Here is a 14578-nt window from a genome sequence, read left to right as displayed (position 1 = left end):
TTGGCGGGCCCTGGGGGTACGAAGGGGAGGAACGCGCCGTGGACTTAGCCCTGCTGCGCACCTTTGTGACGGTGCACCGGGCCGGGTCCTTCACACGTGCGGCAGCGCTGCTCGGTCTCTCCCAGCCCGCGGTCACCTCCCAGATCCGCACGCTGGAGCGGCAGCTGGGCCGGCCGCTCTTCCTGCGCCAGGCCCGCGGCGTGACCCCCACGACCATCGGTGACGAGCTCGCCCACAAGGCCGCGCCACATCTCGACGCCCTCGTGGAGATCGCCGAGGCCGGACTGAACGAGGAGTCATCGTTACGGACCCTGCACCTCGCGGGCCCACCGGAGTTCACCGCGGAACGCGCACTGCCCGCGCTCACCGCCCTGAGCGGCCGGGACAGCCAGAGGCATGCCCTGCGCGCCTCGTTCGGCAACGCCGAGGAGGTGCTGGAAGGGCTCGCCGCCGGTCACCACGACCTGGCCATCACCACGGCCCGCCCACGTGGCTCGCTGCTCACCGCGACACCGCTCTGCGACGAGGAGCACGTCCTGGTCGCGGGGGAGCGCTGGGCGGACCGCATCGGGCCCGGCGGATCGCGTCGCCGGCCGCCGTTGCCGCTCGACAACCTTCCGGTGGTCGAGGTCCATGAGTCGCTGCCGTTCGTCTCTCGTTACTGGACCGCTGTCTTCGACGCCCGCCCCGCGGCATCGGGCACCGTCATCGTGCCGGACCTGCGCGCCGTCCTGGCCTGCGTGATCTCAGGCGCGGGCCTCGCCGTGCTGCCCCGCTACCTGTGCGCCGCGGCCCTGGAACGCGGCGCCGTCGTGGCGCTCCTCGACCCGGCGGTACCCCCTCTGAGGACGTATTTTCTGGCGGCGCGCACGGGAACACTCGCCATGCCGCACATCGCGCGGGCGCATGAGTGGTTGCTGCGCGCTGCCGCCGACTGGGCCTGATGGGGGCGCGGCTGGTTCGCGATGTTTCACGTGGAACAGTCCGGGCCACATTCCCCCCATGACCGTCCGACCCGTGGTCAAGCGCACCGCACGCGCCGTCCTGCTGGACGGCGACGACCTGATCCTGATCAAGCGCACCAAACCCGGTGTCGATCCGTACTGGCTCACCCCGGGTGGCGGCGTGGAGGCGGAGGACGCCTCCGTCGTCGACGCGCTCCACCGTGAGGTTCATGAGGAACTCGGCGCCAAGATCACCGATGTCGTGCCCTGCTTCGTCGACACCGTGGAGCACATCCCCGAGGACGGCGGCGTGGCCGGCGTAAAGGTGCAGCACTTCTTCGTCTGCCGCCTGGAATCCATGGACACCAGCCTGCGGCACGGCCCCGAGATCGAGGAGCCGTGCGGCGAGTACGAGATCGTGCACGTCCCCTTCACCCGGGTCGGCATCGCCTCGGTCCATCTCGTACCGCTGTCGCTCCGGCACTATCTGGACGGCAACATCGAGGGCGTGCGCGCGATGCACGCCCCCGACCTGGGCTGACGCCCGGCTTGGGCTGACGCCCGACTAGGGCCCGCCTAGTCCGAGGCCACGAGCTCCTCGACTGAGTCGTGGCGGATCCTGCCCTCCGGAATGCCGATGTCCCGCAGGGCGTCCACTCCGTTGCGGATCATGCCGGGCGGGCCCGAGAGATACGCGTCGTACTCGTTCCACGGGCCGTACTCGCGCACGGCCTCCGGCAGTTGCGCCCGCTGGTCGACGACCGGGCGGACAGCGAGCCAGGGGTGGGACTGTTGCAGCCGCAGCATCGTGTCGATGTCGTACAGATCGTGGTCGGTCCGAGCGCCGTAGAAGACCTCGACGGGGCGTCGCCTGCCGTGCTCGGCGACGTCCTCGACGAGCGCCTTGATGGGCGCGATGCCCGTGCCGCCGCCCAGACAGAGCAGCCCGCTGTCGGTGGTGTGGTCGACGGTCATCGAGCCGGCCGGTGGGCCGAGCCGCAGGACGTCACCGGGGCGGGCGTGGTGCACGAGCGCGTTGGACACCCAGCCGGCCGGGACGGCCTTGACGTGGAAGGACAGCAGTCCGTCGGAGCGTGGGGCCGAAGCGAAGGAGTAATGCCGCCAGATCCGCGGCCACCAAGGGGTCTCCAGGCTGGTGTACTGCCCGGCGAGGAAGGGGTACGGCTGGTCGGGCCGGACGGTGACCACCGCGATGTCCGGGGTCCTGAGGTCGTGCGCGACGACCTCGCCGAACCACCAGGCGGGGGCGCGCAGTTCGTCCTCCGCGGCCGCGTCGATCATGACCTGGGAGATCGTCGTGTACGTACGGACCCAGGCGGCCTCGGTCTCCTCGTCCCAGGTCGCGCTCGCGTACCGGCTCAGCGCGGCGATCAGGCACTCGCCGACCGCCGGGTAGTGCTCGGGCCGGGTGCCGTACTTGCGGTGGCCGCGTCCGAGGTTCTTCAGATACGAGACGAGTACGTCGGTGTGATCGATGTGCTCGGCCGCGGTCAGCAGTGCCTTGAGGATCCGGTCCCGCTGGGTGTCCATCGCCGCGGGGAAGAGCGCGCGGAGGTCGGGGTGCCGGGTGAAGAGCAGCGCGTAGAAGTACGAGGTGACCTTGTCGGCGACAGGGCCTATTTCGGCCATCGTGCGCTGCACGAGGACGGCATCGGGCGACGCCGTCTGCGGCGGCTTCGCCTGCGGGGTGGAGATCGGGGGCGACGTGTTCTGGGCTTGAGGGGCCGACGCCGGGGCCGGAGAGACCACAGAGGCCTCTGAAGCTCCGGATATTCGCTCGTCCGACGGCTCTGTGACGGGTGACGCGGAGGAACCGGAAGGCTGCTGCCCGGCCTCGTCCTCCGGCCGGTTCGACGGCCTGCGCGGGGTGAACCAGCCGCCCCCGCCGTCGGAAGTACCGTCATCCGCCGACGCGGTGGTCGGAGCGTCCATGCTGTGCCTCGCCTCGAACATCTCTCGGTCGGTCTGCGCACTTCCCTGCCGGAAGCTGCCTGCTTTCCCCGCTCTTCCTCGATGACTCCTCAATGGCCGATACGGCCACATTGAACCCCGGGCCCCCGGACCCTACGGACAAGTAGGGAGAGAATGTGACATTGGCCGCAGCCGTCTCATCGCAGCGTCCCATTCCCCGTCACAACGCCGGCCGCATAACAGGAAGTACGGGTTCTGGATCTCTTTGCCCCGTTAAGCTTCATTGACCTGCGCGCGTACCCCCAGAGCGCGAAGAGACGCACCTGGCACGAACCTTGATCGACCATACCGGCAGCGGCCGAACGCACAAGTCCTTCTTCCCTTCACTCTCAATTCCGCGTCCCTGCCTGCCAATTGCCTCAATTACCGGCCGTGCCGGACCAATTCGTACGCCTTACGCAGATCCCGCCCGACATAGGAGTGGGTGGCGAGGCTCACCAGCCGTTGATCCGCATTGATCGCCACGGAAACGGGCACCGCGCCGAACAACTCCAGGTCGGAAAGCGAGTCACCGTACGCGACGCAATCGCTCCGGCCGACCCCGAACTCTTCACAGAGCCGGTCCGCGATCTTCACCTTGGCCGCCGCGTTGAGAATGCCCGTCGGATCGACAGGCTGGGTGAACGGCACAGCCGGGAATCGCGACCCGTGCGCGGCATGCGCACCCCACCCGATGAGCCGCTCCACGAAGAACGACGGCGAGAGGGAGACCACCGCGCAGTAGTCACCGCCCTCCCTGATCTCGGCCCAGGTCTCCTGAATACCGGAGAGCCAGGGCGCTCCATCGAAGGCCGCCGACACCTGCGCCTCCGTGAGCTCCGCCCACAGGGCGTGCACGCGCACCGCGTACTCCGGCGAGTCGATGTGTCCGGCCACGAAGTCCCGCTCCAGTGCGGCGATCTCGGCGTCCAAACCGAGCTGTCGGGATATCTCCACGGGGGCCGCCGTGCCGTGCAGCAGCGTGCCGTCCAGGTCGAAGAGGTGTAGGCGTGCCATGTCGGCCGAGGCTAGTCCCCACGGCTGCTTCCGCCCTCGGGAGCTCCTCGACCCGGTGCTCCAGCCATTGGCTCAGCCGTCGCTCCAGCCGTTGCTCGACGCTGTCCTCGGCACCATGTTTCACGTGAAACCTCGCCGTCCTTCTGCTGCTGTCTCCGAGGGCCTACCCGCCATGGCCAGATGCAAGGTGGCCAAAAGCAACGTGCTTCTCCCCACAAACGGCTGGACGCCGAGGATGTACGTCAGACAGCCTGGCCCGCGTGTCGACACCTTCCCTCTCCGCACTGCCCATCCGCCGACTGACCCCCCGCGACCTCAAGGCCTGCGCCGATCTGTCCGAGGACCGGGGCTGGCCCCGTGAAGAACACAAGTGGGGCCTGCTGTTGTCGGCCGGAACGGGCTACGGCATCGACGACCCCGACGGCAACAGCCTCATCGGCGCCTACGTAGTGACCCAGTACGGCCCTTTCCAGCGCCCCGCCCTCGCGGCGATCGGCATGGTCCTCGTCGCCGAGCGGTACGCCCGACGGGGTATCGGCCGCCGACTGATGCAGTACGCCATCGAAGAGGCAGCCACCACGCCGCTGACCCTCCACGCGACACCTACGGGCCGCCCTCTCTACGAGCAGCTCGGGTTCAAGGTGATCGGCAGGGCGGAGATGGTCAGGGGCCACTTCACCGCAGCCGGGCCCCTGCCCGGCATCGCCACCAGGTCGGCCACCGCGGAGGACCTCAGCGCCATCCTCCGGCTCGACACCGAGGTCTTCGGCCATGACCGCATGCATGTGATCACCCGGCTTCCCGCCTTCACCGACCAGCTGCGGGTCGCGGAGGCCGACGGCGAGATCGTCGGCTACGCGGGCGCCTGGCCCAACATGGAGACCCACGTCGTCGGTCCGCTCGTCGCGCGCGACACCGACACCGCGAAGGCACTCATCGCCTCGCTCGGCGCCGGCACCGACCGTCCCCTGCGCACCGACATCGACGTACGGCACACGGAGCTCCTGGCGTGGGTGAAGGAGCACGGCCTCGAGTCCGTCGCCTTCAACGCCGTGATGGCGTACGGGACAGCGGAACTGCCCGGCGACTGGACCCGCCGCTTCGCACCGCTGACGGTCGCGGCGGGCTGATCCGTCGACAGTCGCGGCGGGCTGTTCAGCCGTCGCGCACTCCGCGGCACGGAAAGGCCCGCCCCGGTTCCCCTGGGGCGGGCCTTTCCGTCCACGCGTTACGCGAGCGCTTCGACGGCTGCCGTGGCGAAGCCGTGGTCCTGCTGCGGGGCGCCACCGCCGACGCCGATGGCACCGACTAGACGGCCGTCGCGGTGGACCGGCACCCCGCCCGCGATGAAGAGCAGCGGACGGTCGAGGGCGGTGGGCAGGGTGTGGAAGAGGCCACCGGGCTGGACCGCGTCGACGAGGTCGGCGGTCGGGGTGTCCAGCTGGAGGGCGGTGTACGCCTTGCGGGTGCTGGTCTCGCCGGAGATCAGCACGGCCCGGTCGTCACGCCGGAAGGCCAGGAGGTGGCCTCCTGCGTCGAGGACGGTGACGCTGACGGTGACACCGGCCTCCTCGGCCGCGCGGCGGGCCGTGGTCACGAGCGCCTCGGCGTCCTCGATGGTCAGCGGGGCGACAGCGGTGGTGCTGAGGCCGGCGGTGGTGCTGGCGGTGGTGCTCATGGGGGTTTCTCCTTGCGGGTGGTGCCAGGGGTAGGGCTGCCCGGGGTGCCGAGCGAGTCGGGCCGTGGAGGGGGGTCAGTCAGTGGTGGACGGGCGTGCGCCGCTCGGCCGGTGCCGCGGCCGCCACGACCGGGCTCGGGCCTCCGGAGCGGCGCTCCAGGGCGGCCGAGACCAGGGCCAGGACGAGGGCGGAAGCGGCGAGTACCGCGCCGACCCAGTTCGGGGCGGTGTAGCCGAGGCCTGCGGAGATGACGAGGCCACCGAGCCAGGCGGAGAGGGCGTTGCCCAGGTTGAAGGCGCCGATGTTGACCGCGGAGGCCAGGGTCGGGGCACCCGAGGCGTAGTCCAGGACCCGCTTCTGCAGGGGCGGCACGGTCGCGAAGCCCAGGGCGCCGATCAGCAGGATGGTGACGGCGGCCGCGATCTTGTTGTGCGCGGTGAGGGTGAACAGGGCGAGCACGAGGGCGAGGGCGCCCAGCGCCACGTACAGCATCGGCATCAGCGCGCGGTCCGCGAACCGTCCCCCGACGAGGTTGCCGCCGACCATGCCGAGCCCGAAGAGGACGAGCAGCCAGGTGACGGAGGAGTCCGCGTAGCCGGCGACGTCCGTCATCATCGGCGTGATGTAGGTGATGGCCGCGAAGACACCGCCGAAGCCCAGGACCGTCATCGCCATGGCGAGCAGCACCTGTACGTTGCGGAAGGCGCCCAACTCGTCGCGCAGCCGCACCCCTTCAGGCTTGGGCAGGTCCGGGACGAGCCTGGCGATGCCGAAGAGGCCGATGACCCCGAGGGCGGCGACGATCACGAAGGTGACGCGCCAGCCGATGGCCTGGCCGACGAGCGTGCCGAGCGGGACACCGACCACGTTGGCCACCGTGAGGCCCGAGAACATCATCGCGATCGCCCCGGCCTTCTTCTCGGGGGCGACCAACTCGGCCGCGACGACCGAGCCGATGCCGAAGAAGGCACCGTGGGCGAGTGAGGCGACGACGCGGCCGGCCAGCATCACGCCGAAGACCGGGGCGACGGCGGAGAGCAGGTTGCCGACGACGAAGAGGCCCATCAGCAGCATCAGCATCCGCTTGCGGGGGATGCGGGTGCCGAGGGCGGTCATCAGAGGAGCGCCGAGCACGACACCGAGGGCGTAGCCGGTCACGAGGAAGCCGGCGGTGGGAATGGAGACACCGAAGTCACCCGCGACCTCGGGAAGCAGCCCCATGATCACGAACTCGGTGGTTCCGATTCCGAAAGCCCCGATCGCGAGGGCCAGAAGCGCGAGAGGCATGGATCTACCTTCCAAGCGATTGCAGGTGCGCTTAACGTGCGTCCACAATAATTGCAGACGCGGGCTACTTGCAAGCGCTGGATATTGCAGCGGTGGACTACCCTGGATGCTGCCGCTCCGGGACGGAGGAACAAGAGCCATGACAGCGACAGACCCCGCACTCACCGCGCTCGCCCAAAGCTGGTGCGCCCTCTCCTTGCTCCACGGGAAGATCGAGGCCCACGTCGAGCGCGCCCTCCAGGGCAAGCACGGCCTGAGCGTGCGGGAGTACAGCCTTCTCGACGTCCTCAACCGCCAGCACGACGGCGAAGGCGGCCATCTGCAGATGAAGCAGGTCGCCGACGCCGTGGTGCTCAGCCAGAGCGCGACCACGCGCCTGGTGACCCGGCTCGAGGAGCGTGGCCTGCTGTCCCGCTACCTGTGCCCCACCGACCGCCGCGGCATCTACACGGACGTCAGCGAGGCCGGCGCCGCGCTGCTCGCCGAGGCGCGACCCACGAACGACGCCGCCCTGCGGGAGGCGCTCGACGAGGCCGCGCGAAACCCCGAGCTGGCCCCGTTGGTCAAGGCCGTCGAGACACTGCGCGTACCGGCATGAGGTCAGGGCCTGGGCTGGTGCCTGTGTCCGGATCTGGTCCGTGGACGGCTCTCGGCCATGGCCGCCGCATAGGCTGCGGCCATGGGAGATCTTGAAATACGCCCGGCTGTCACCGCGGACCTGCCCGCGATCGTGGACATGCTCGCCGATGACCCCCTGGGCGCCACGCGCGAGTCGCCGGACGACCTCAGTCCGTACATCACGGCGTTCGAGCGGCTGGTCAGCGACCCGAACCAGCACCTGGTCGTCGCCGAGCGCGAAGGGCGTGTCGTCGGCACACTCCAGCTGACGATCATTCCGGGGCTCTCCCGCAAGGGTTCCACCCGCTCGATCATCGAGGGGGTACGCGTCCACGCCGACGAGCGCGGCAGCGGGCTCGGCACGCGGTTCATCGAGTGGGCCGTCGAGGAATCACGGCGCCAGGGCTGCCAGTTGGTGCAGCTGACCTCCGACGCCACGCGCACCGACGCCCACCGTTTCTACGAGCGGCTCGGCTTCTCGGCGTCGCACGTGGGCTTCAAGCTGCAGCTCTGAGGCCGTTCTTCGTCGGTTTCACGCGCGCGAGGGCATGTTTCACGTGAAACATGCCCCGCATCGCTCGGAACTGCATGAAACACACCCTGCGGCCTCACCAGGATTAGAAGCCGCGCCACCCCTGCGGGTCCACCCCGCCCGGCACCGGCGCCCCCTCGTCGTACGGCTCGCGGGTCAGGACGAACGAGCCCAGGTCGAGGTGGCTCACCGAACCGTCCGGCCGCCGCACCGCCCGCAACAGCTCCCCGGCGTAGTACCCGTTGAGCCCCGTCCACGTGCCGTCACCGTTGGGACGGAACCGCGCCTGGCGCCCCCAACCGGACAGCGGTCCCAGCTCCACCCCGCCGTCAGCCGTCAGGCGAAGCACGAGCACCTGAGTCCCCCAGTACCAAGGGCCGGCCAGCTCCAGTACCTGCTCATCGACTTCGGGGAGAGGCCGCCACGGCTCCGGGATGCGCGGCTCGGCCTCGGAGACGATCTTCACCAGGTCCACGGCCAGCGCCGCCACCGGCGGACCAGACGTGCAGTTGGCGAGCGCGACCGCGGCGATACCGTCCGCCTCGCTCACCCACAGGGCGGCGAGGAAGCCGGGCAGCGACCCCCCGTGCCCGGCCAGGCTCCCCCGCTCCCACCGCAGCAGATCCACCCCCAGGCCGTACGCCCTGTCCCATTCACCCGTCGGCAACGGAGCCGCCGGCGTCCGCATCTCCCGTACGGAATCCGCGCTGAGAACCCGGTCGTCGCCCCGCACCAGAAAGGCTCCAAAGCGAACCAGATCCGCCGTCGTGGACCACAGCTGACCGGCCGGAGCCATCAGCCCCAGGTCCTCGACGGGCTCCGGCATCATTACGTCCGCCCAGGGATGCACGGCCCAACCACCGGCGTGCGGGTCCTGCGGCTGAGCGCTCGTGCGACTCAGCCCCAGCGGCTCCAGAACCTCGCGGTGGAGCACTTCCTCCCACGGGGCGCCCCGCAACGTCTCCACCAGCGAACCCAGCAACGTATAGCCGGGGTTGGAGTAGTGGAAGCGTCGGCCGACAGGGTGCTTGAACGGGTCGTCCCCCAGGACGTCGGCGAGCTCGGGACGCGTCGATCCGGGGGTGCGCTCCCACCACTCACCGGGCGTCTCGGCCGCCAGCCCGCCGGTGTGCGAGAGGAGTTCGGCGATCGTGGCCTCCCCCGCGCCGGTCCCCGGCAAGTGCTTCTCCAGCGGATCGCCGAGGTCCAGCACACCCTCGTCACGCAACCGCATGACCAGGACGGCGGTGAAGGTCTTGGTGATCGAACCGATGCGGTACTGGACGTTCTCGTCCGGCTCGTGCCCGTCCACCATGCTGCGGCCGCCACTCCACACCAACACGCCGTCCCGGGCCACCGCGGCGGCCAGCGACGGGGTCCGGCCCTCCGCCTGAGCGGTGGCGACGCGGTGCAGCAGGGCTCGGCGGGTGGAGGGAAGCAGCTCTTCATGGGGTGTCGTCATGGGACCAGTTCACCCGGGAGACGCCCGTGCGTCGAGCGAATTCGACGGCGGCCGAGCCGGATTCAAGGCTTGGCGCCGGCCCGTCATGCCTCCCACGGCTGTGATCCGGTGGCCCGCCGCGTCGTGACGTTGATCCGATTGAGCATGTTGGCCACGCCGATGGCGAGGACGAGCGCCGCCAGCTCCTGTTCGGTGAAGTACTTCGCGGCCTCCTCCCAGACCGCGTCCGGCACCGGATCGGGCCGGTCGGCGAGCCGGGTGGCGGCCTCCGCGAGGGCGAGGGCGGAGCGTTCGGCCTCGCTGAAGCAGGACGTGTCGCGCCAGACGGCCACCGCCGAACGCTGCTCCTCGGTGGCACCCGCAGCGGCGGCACTGCGCGCGTTCCCGGCCACGCAGACGCTGCTTCCGTTGATCTGGCTCACGCGCAGCTGCACCAGCTCGATCGTCGCCTGGGGCAGACCTTGCTTCCTGGCAACCTTCGACAGGATCAGCAGGGCCGTCATGGCCTCGGGGATGATCACGGCGGGGTTCTGCATACGAGCCTGCATGAGTTTTCTCCTCAAGCGTCTGCCCGGCGCCGCTGTCTGCCGCAGTGGCGTCGCTGTGGTCCGTCACTGCTCCGACGAATCGCGACGCGGAAGTGTGAGCGGCGCGGGACTGTGAGCGGCGCGGCCGCCCAGCCCGGCGTCCGTCCCGCCAGGCAGGTGCTGCCCCACCCACGGCCCCACACTCACACCGCTCTGCCGACAGAAGATTTCTGCCCGACCGGATCCGGTGATCACTACAGTCCGGTCTCATGACGACGGTCACCACACGCACGGTCGAATACCCGGCCGACGGCCTGACGATGATCGGGCACCTCGCCCTACCCGCCGGTTCCGGCCGCCGGCCCGCGGTCCTGATCGGGCCCGAGGGCCCGGGCCTGAACGACTTCCAGCGCCGCCGGGCCGACGCCCTCGCCGAACTGGGCTACGTGGCGCTCGCCTTCGACATCAACGGCGGACGCTGGTTCACCGACCCACAGGAGATGCTGGCGCATACGACCCCCCTGCTCGCCGCCCCCGAGCGGATGCGGGACATCGGCCACGCGGCCCTCGATGTGCTGCGCGCCGAACCGCGGACCGACCCCGGCCGGATCGCCGCTGTCGGCTACGGCACCGGAGGCGCGATCGCGCTGGAACTCGGGCGCGACGGCGTGGACCTGCGGGCGATCGGCACGGTCAACGCACTGACCACGGGCCGGCCGGGCGAGGCGGCGAACATCCGTTGTCCCGTGTGGGCCGGAGTGGGCTCGGAAGACCCGATCATGCCCGCCGCGCAACGGGACGCGTTCGCCGCCGAGATGCAGGCCGCGGGAGTCGACTGGCGCCTCGTGGTCTACGGCGGGGCCCTGCACGCCTTCCACCACCCTCCGGTCGACCAGACCGTGCTCCCCGGCATCGGCCACCACCCGAAGCACGCACAACGGGCCTGGCACGACATCGTCGGCCTGCTCGCCGAGTGTCTGCCCGTGACGGGGTGAGTCAGGAGCGTACTGACCGGGGCGAGCGGCTTCAGGCCTAGGGGCGGAGCGCCTTCCGCAGGTGCTCGGCGAACTCGGCGGGGTGCGTGGTGAGGCCGGTGTGCCCACCTGGAAAGTGCCGCAGTTCCGTCCCGAGACGCTCGGCCAGCAACGCGGCTGGGCGGTAGGGCAGCTCACCCCGGGAGTCCTGACCGCAGGCAAGCACGAGGCGGTCCGACACCGCCTCCAGACGGTTCATGTCCGGGGCGTAGGACATGAAGCTCGGCACGATGCGTCCCACGAAGTACGGCAAGTTGGCCATCGTCTGCTCGGCCCGCGCCGCTGCCTGCGGCGGAAGCTCCACTTCAGCCACCTCCACCTCAGCCGCCCCCGGCTCAGCCTCCTTCACCCCGGCTGACTTCGGCTCGGTCGCGTCGCCGTCCTTCTTCAGCCCCGCAGCGAAGACAGCCATCGCCGGCATGAGCCCCTGGGTACGGAACGTCTCCTGCACGCGCGCGACGAGAGCACGGTGTTCGGGGGCGTCCGGCAGAACCTCCACGATCGGCGGCTCGTGTGCCACGACCAGCTCGACGCGTTCGGGGTGGGCCGTCAGCAGGTGCAGGGCCGCGATCGCACCGGAACTGACGCCGAGCACTCGAGCACGCTCAGGAGACCCAGCAGGCGACAGCAGTTTCAGCAACCGGAACGCGTCATCGGCGTGCTCAGCCACGCTCTGCTCGGCCTCGGGGTCATCCAGCACGCTTCGGGACATGCCACGCGGGTCGTAGGTCACGACGGTGTACTCCGTGGCCAGTTCGTCGGCGATGCCGTCGAAGGAGGCGGCGCCGCCCGTCCCGCCGGGTATCAGCAGCAGGAGCGGACCCTGGCCGCGCACTTCGTAGTGCAGCGTCGCGCCGTTCACGCGCAGGCTGCCGGTGCTCGGGGCGGTCATGAAGGGTCTCCTTCTCGGGACGCGGACGTGGACGCGGATTCGGGCCAGTGCTCCAAAAGGGCGTGCAGGGCGTCGAGCGCGCGGACCCAGGTCTGCTGCGGCGAACGCTCGTGAGCGAACCCGCCCGCCGCCTCCAGGGCGACGAACCCGTGGAACGTGCTGCGCAACAACCGGACCGCATCCGTCAGGTCGGGCTCGGCCAATCCGTAGCCGCGCAGCATGCCGTAGGTCAGCTCGACCGCGCGCCGCGGCCCGGGCGCCTTCGCGGCCAGCTCGGGGTCGATCTGGATCGAGGTCTGCGTCGCCATGTACCGGCCCGGATATCGACGGGCGTACTCCCGCCAGGCGTCGGCGAACGCCACCAGCGCCTCGCGGCCGGCCCGCCCGGCGGTCGCCTCCGCGATACGGATGGTCTTCTCGTCCGCTGCCAGCAACGCGATCCGACCGCGCAGGTCCTCCAGGCTGCGGACGTGCGTGTAGAGGCTCGCGTCCTTCACACCCAACCGCCGCGCCACCTGCGACATCGTCACGCGTTCGAGCCCGACCTCGTCCGCCAGCTCGGCCCCCGCGATCGTCACCCGCTCCGCCGTCAGCCCGGCCCGCACCATGCACCCTCCCGATTCCTAGGGCCTCTAGTTCTACCCTAGGCCCCCTAGGAAAGCTAGGCGCACGGAAGCGGGGCGGATCTAAGAACCTACGAGGCCGAAGGACCGGATCAGGTCTGCGCCATGTCCACGAAACGCGAGTAGTGACCCTGGAAGGCGACCGTGATCGTCGCCGTCGGGCCGTTACGGTGCTTGCCGACGATGATGTCCGCCTCGCCCGCGCGAGGTGACTCCTTCTCGTACGCGTCTTCGCGGTGCAGCAGGATCACCATGTCCGCGTCCTGCTCGATCGAGCCCGATTCACGCAGGTCGGAGACCATGGGCTTCTTGTCCGTACGCTGCTCGGGGCCACGGTTCAGCTGCGAGAGCGCGATCACCGGCAGCTCCAGCTCCTTGGCGAGGAGCTTCAGGTTTCGCGACATGTCCGAGACTTCCTGCTGGCGGCTCTCGGCCCGCTTGGAACCGCCGGACTGCATCAGCTGCAGGTAGTCGATGACGACGAGCTTCAGGTCGTTGCGCTGCTTGAGGCGGCGGCACTTGGCGCGGATCTCCATCATCGACAGGTTCGGGGAGTCGTCGATGTAGAGCGGGGCGGCCGAGACGTCGGGCATACGCCGGGCGAGGCGCGTCCAGTCCTCGTCCGTCATGGTGCCGGAACGCATGTGGTGCAGGGCGACACGGGCCTCGGCGGACAGCAGACGCATCGCGATCTCGTTGCGCCCCATTTCGAGCGAGAAGATCACACTCGGCATGTTGTGCTTGATCGAACAGGCCCGCGCGAAGTCGAGGGCCAGCGTCGACTTACCCATGGCGGGACGGGCCGCGATGATGATCATCTGGCCCGGGTGCAGGCCGTTGGTGAGCTGGTCGAGGTCGGTGAAGCCGGTCGGCACACCGGTCATCTCCCCCGAGCGCGAGCCGATCGCCTCGATCTCGTCGAGCGCGCCCTCCATGATGTCGCCGAGCGGCAGATAGTCCTCGGTGGTGCGCTGCTCGGTGACCGCGTAGATCTCGGCCTGGGCGCTGTTGACGATCTCGTCGACGTCGCCGTCCGCCGCGTACCCCATCTGGGTGATGCGCGTACCGGCCTCGACGAGGCGGCGCAGCACCGCGCGCTCGTGGACGATCTCCGCGTAGTACTCGGCGTTCGCCGCCGTCGGGACCGTCTGGACCAGCGTGTGCAGATACGAGGCGCCGCCGACCTTGGTGATCTCTCCGCGCTTGGTGAGCTCGGCCGCCACGGTGATCGGGTCGGCCGGCTCACCCTTCGCGTAGAGGTCGAGGATCGAGGCGTAGATCGTCTCGTGCGCGGGCCGGTAGAAGTCGTGGCCCTTGAGGACCTCGACGACATCGGCGATGGCGTCCTTGGAGAGCAGCATGCCGCCGAGCACCGACTGCTCCGCGTCGAGATCCTGCGGGGGGACGCGCTCGAACGACGAACCTCCGCCGTCCCAGCCGCCCTCGCGGCCGCGCTCGTGCTGCTCGTCGCGGCCCCGGCCTCCGTCGCGGCGCTGGCGGGAGACGGGCAGACGGTCACTGGGACCGCTGTCGGCCCAGGGGTCGTCCAAAGGCTCGGAGATACTCACCGGGCCACCTCCTCCCGTCCGCCGCGCGGACCTAGCCGTGCCCCTCTTTCCTAAGGCACGACACTGACAAATAAGGGGGCCCAACTCCGGTTCTGACGCGTCGGTTTTACGGGGTTTCCGAGGTCGTACGACGAGGCGGGCGCCGGACCACGGTAGGCCTGTGGGCACCGTCAGCCAATCTGGTTATCCACAGGCGGTGTGGATGACGGGCCCGATGCTGTGGAGAACTCAGCCAAACCTGTGCACGGCCCGGTGGACAGCCCTGTGAACAAGCCCTCAGCCAGTTCGAGAAACCACTTCTGACCTGCGCATTTCCCGTCCACCGGCTGTGCAGAAGAAAAACTTTCCCAGTCGGACCAAGATCGTTGCAAAACACGTCCGACAGCGCGTCGAGCGACGGCTCAGGTAAGGGTCTCAGTAACAT

15 protein-coding genes are annotated in these 14578 nt (G+C 69.7%); 6 read left to right on the top strand and 9 right to left on the bottom strand.

Annotated features, from left to right (window positions below):
- Window positions 1-38 precede the first annotated feature (38 nt).
- On the top strand, window positions 39-944 hold the full coding sequence (locus tag ACI2L3_RS27105; protein WP_404754993.1) for a LysR family transcriptional regulator: 906 nt from the start codon (window positions 39-41) through the stop codon (window positions 942-944).
- Window positions 945-1002: 58 nt separating this feature from the next.
- Window positions 1003-1485 carry an NUDIX domain-containing protein gene (locus ACI2L3_RS27100; protein ID WP_404754992.1) on the top strand — a complete coding sequence of 161 codons (483 nt, stop codon included), beginning with the start codon at window positions 1003-1005 and terminating at the stop codon, window positions 1483-1485.
- 35 nt (window positions 1486-1520) lie between these two features.
- Here ACI2L3_RS27100 and ACI2L3_RS27095 read toward each other — a convergent pair whose 3' ends face one another.
- A complete protein-coding gene (locus ACI2L3_RS27095) occupies window positions 1521-2897 on the bottom strand; it encodes a globin domain-containing protein (protein WP_404754991.1) in 1377 nt (458 codons plus the stop codon).
- Window positions 2898-3299: 402 nt separating this feature from the next.
- On the bottom strand, window positions 3300-3932 hold the full coding sequence (locus ACI2L3_RS27090; protein ID WP_404754990.1) for an HAD family hydrolase: 633 nt from the start codon (window positions 3930-3932) through the stop codon (window positions 3300-3302).
- Window positions 3933-4192: 260 nt separating this feature from the next.
- Here ACI2L3_RS27090 and ACI2L3_RS27085 point away from each other — a divergent pair, with 260 nt between their 5' ends.
- Complete coding sequence (locus ACI2L3_RS27085; RefSeq protein WP_404754989.1) at window positions 4193-5062, top strand: GNAT family N-acetyltransferase; 870 nt, start codon at window positions 4193-4195, stop codon at window positions 5060-5062.
- A gap of 98 nt (window positions 5063-5160) precedes the next feature.
- Here the strand turns inward: ACI2L3_RS27085 and ACI2L3_RS27080 are convergent, their stop codons facing one another.
- A complete protein-coding gene (locus ACI2L3_RS27080; protein WP_404754988.1) occupies window positions 5161-5610 on the bottom strand; it encodes a heme-binding protein in 450 nt (149 codons plus the stop codon).
- Window positions 5611-5689: 79 nt separating this feature from the next.
- Entirely contained in the window at window positions 5690-6898 is a 1209-nt protein-coding gene (locus ACI2L3_RS27075) for an MFS transporter (protein WP_404754987.1), read from the bottom strand.
- Window positions 6899-7037: 139 nt separating this feature from the next.
- Between ACI2L3_RS27075 and ACI2L3_RS27070 the strand changes: the two genes are divergently transcribed.
- Both ACI2L3_RS27070 and ACI2L3_RS27065 read left to right on the top strand, forming a co-directional pair.
- A complete protein-coding gene (locus ACI2L3_RS27070) occupies window positions 7038-7496 on the top strand; it encodes a MarR family winged helix-turn-helix transcriptional regulator (RefSeq protein WP_404754986.1) in 459 nt (152 codons plus the stop codon).
- Between the two features lie 81 nt (window positions 7497-7577).
- On the top strand, window positions 7578-8030 hold the full coding sequence (locus ACI2L3_RS27065) for a GNAT family N-acetyltransferase (protein WP_404754985.1): 453 nt from the start codon (window positions 7578-7580) through the stop codon (window positions 8028-8030).
- A gap of 103 nt (window positions 8031-8133) precedes the next feature.
- On the opposite strand, the gene ACI2L3_RS27060 is transcribed toward ACI2L3_RS27065, so the two are convergent.
- A complete protein-coding gene (locus ACI2L3_RS27060) occupies window positions 8134-9510 on the bottom strand; it encodes a serine hydrolase domain-containing protein (RefSeq protein ID WP_404754984.1) in 1377 nt (458 codons plus the stop codon).
- An 83-nt stretch (window positions 9511-9593) separates the two neighbouring features.
- Entirely contained in the window at window positions 9594-10058 is a 465-nt protein-coding gene (locus tag ACI2L3_RS27055; RefSeq protein ID WP_404754983.1) for a carboxymuconolactone decarboxylase family protein, read from the bottom strand.
- Between the two features lie 248 nt (window positions 10059-10306).
- Here ACI2L3_RS27055 and ACI2L3_RS27050 point away from each other — a divergent pair, with 248 nt between their 5' ends.
- Window positions 10307-11032 carry a dienelactone hydrolase family protein gene (locus tag ACI2L3_RS27050; RefSeq protein ID WP_404754982.1) on the top strand — a complete coding sequence of 242 codons (726 nt, stop codon included), beginning with the start codon at window positions 10307-10309 and terminating at the stop codon, window positions 11030-11032.
- A 37-nt stretch (window positions 11033-11069) separates the two neighbouring features.
- Here the strand turns inward: ACI2L3_RS27050 and ACI2L3_RS27045 are convergent, their stop codons facing one another.
- From ACI2L3_RS27045 to dnaB, 3 genes are all read right to left on the bottom strand, one after another.
- Window positions 11070-11963 carry an alpha/beta fold hydrolase gene (locus ACI2L3_RS27045; RefSeq protein ID WP_404754981.1) on the bottom strand — a complete coding sequence of 298 codons (894 nt, stop codon included), beginning with the start codon at window positions 11961-11963 and terminating at the stop codon, window positions 11070-11072.
- Window positions 11960-12571: a TetR/AcrR family transcriptional regulator gene (locus tag ACI2L3_RS27040; RefSeq protein WP_404754980.1), complete on the bottom strand. Its 612-nt coding sequence runs from the start codon at window positions 12569-12571 to the stop codon at window positions 11960-11962. The genes ACI2L3_RS27045 and ACI2L3_RS27040 overlap by 4 nt, the downstream gene beginning before the upstream one ends.
- A gap of 107 nt (window positions 12572-12678) precedes the next feature.
- Complete coding sequence (gene dnaB / locus ACI2L3_RS27035; RefSeq protein WP_030780096.1) at window positions 12679-14154, bottom strand: replicative DNA helicase; 1476 nt, start codon at window positions 14152-14154, stop codon at window positions 12679-12681.
- Window positions 14155-14578 lie beyond the last annotated feature (424 nt).

Source organism: Streptomyces sp. NPDC029674 (genome assembly GCF_044903205.1).
Classification (GTDB): Bacteria; Actinomycetota; Actinomycetes; order Streptomycetales; family Streptomycetaceae; genus Streptomyces.
This window is presented reverse-complemented; position numbering and strand designations above follow the sequence as displayed.

Excerpts from the sequence above, each read along its gene's own strand:
- ACI2L3_RS27060 (WP_404754984.1), bottom strand. The coding sequence starts at position 9,510 with ATGACGACACCCCATGAAGAGCTGCTTCCCTCCACCCGCCGAGCCCTG.
- ACI2L3_RS27065 (WP_404754985.1), top strand. The coding sequence starts at position 7,578 with ATGGGAGATCTTGAAATACGCCCGGCTGTCACCGCGGACCTGCCCGCG.
- ACI2L3_RS27095 (WP_404754991.1), bottom strand. The coding sequence starts at position 2,897 with ATGGACGCTCCGACCACCGCGTCGGCGGATGACGGTACTTCCGACGGC.
- ACI2L3_RS27070 (WP_404754986.1), top strand. The coding sequence starts at position 7,038 with ATGACAGCGACAGACCCCGCACTCACCGCGCTCGCCCAAAGCTGGTGC.
- ACI2L3_RS27050 (WP_404754982.1), top strand. The coding sequence starts at position 10,307 with ATGACGACGGTCACCACACGCACGGTCGAATACCCGGCCGACGGCCTG.
- ACI2L3_RS27090 (WP_404754990.1), bottom strand. The coding sequence starts at position 3,932 with ATGGCACGCCTACACCTCTTCGACCTGGACGGCACGCTGCTGCACGGC.
- ACI2L3_RS27075 (WP_404754987.1), bottom strand. The coding sequence starts at position 6,898 with ATGCCTCTCGCGCTTCTGGCCCTCGCGATCGGGGCTTTCGGAATCGGA.
- ACI2L3_RS27055 (WP_404754983.1), bottom strand. The coding sequence starts at position 10,058 with ATGCAGGCTCGTATGCAGAACCCCGCCGTGATCATCCCCGAGGCCATG.
- ACI2L3_RS27040 (WP_404754980.1), bottom strand. The coding sequence starts at position 12,571 with ATGGTGCGGGCCGGGCTGACGGCGGAGCGGGTGACGATCGCGGGGGCC.
- ACI2L3_RS27080 (WP_404754988.1), bottom strand. The coding sequence starts at position 5,610 with ATGAGCACCACCGCCAGCACCACCGCCGGCCTCAGCACCACCGCTGTC.
- ACI2L3_RS27100 (WP_404754992.1), top strand. The coding sequence starts at position 1,003 with ATGACCGTCCGACCCGTGGTCAAGCGCACCGCACGCGCCGTCCTGCTG.
- ACI2L3_RS27045 (WP_404754981.1), bottom strand. The coding sequence starts at position 11,963 with ATGACCGCCCCGAGCACCGGCAGCCTGCGCGTGAACGGCGCGACGCTG.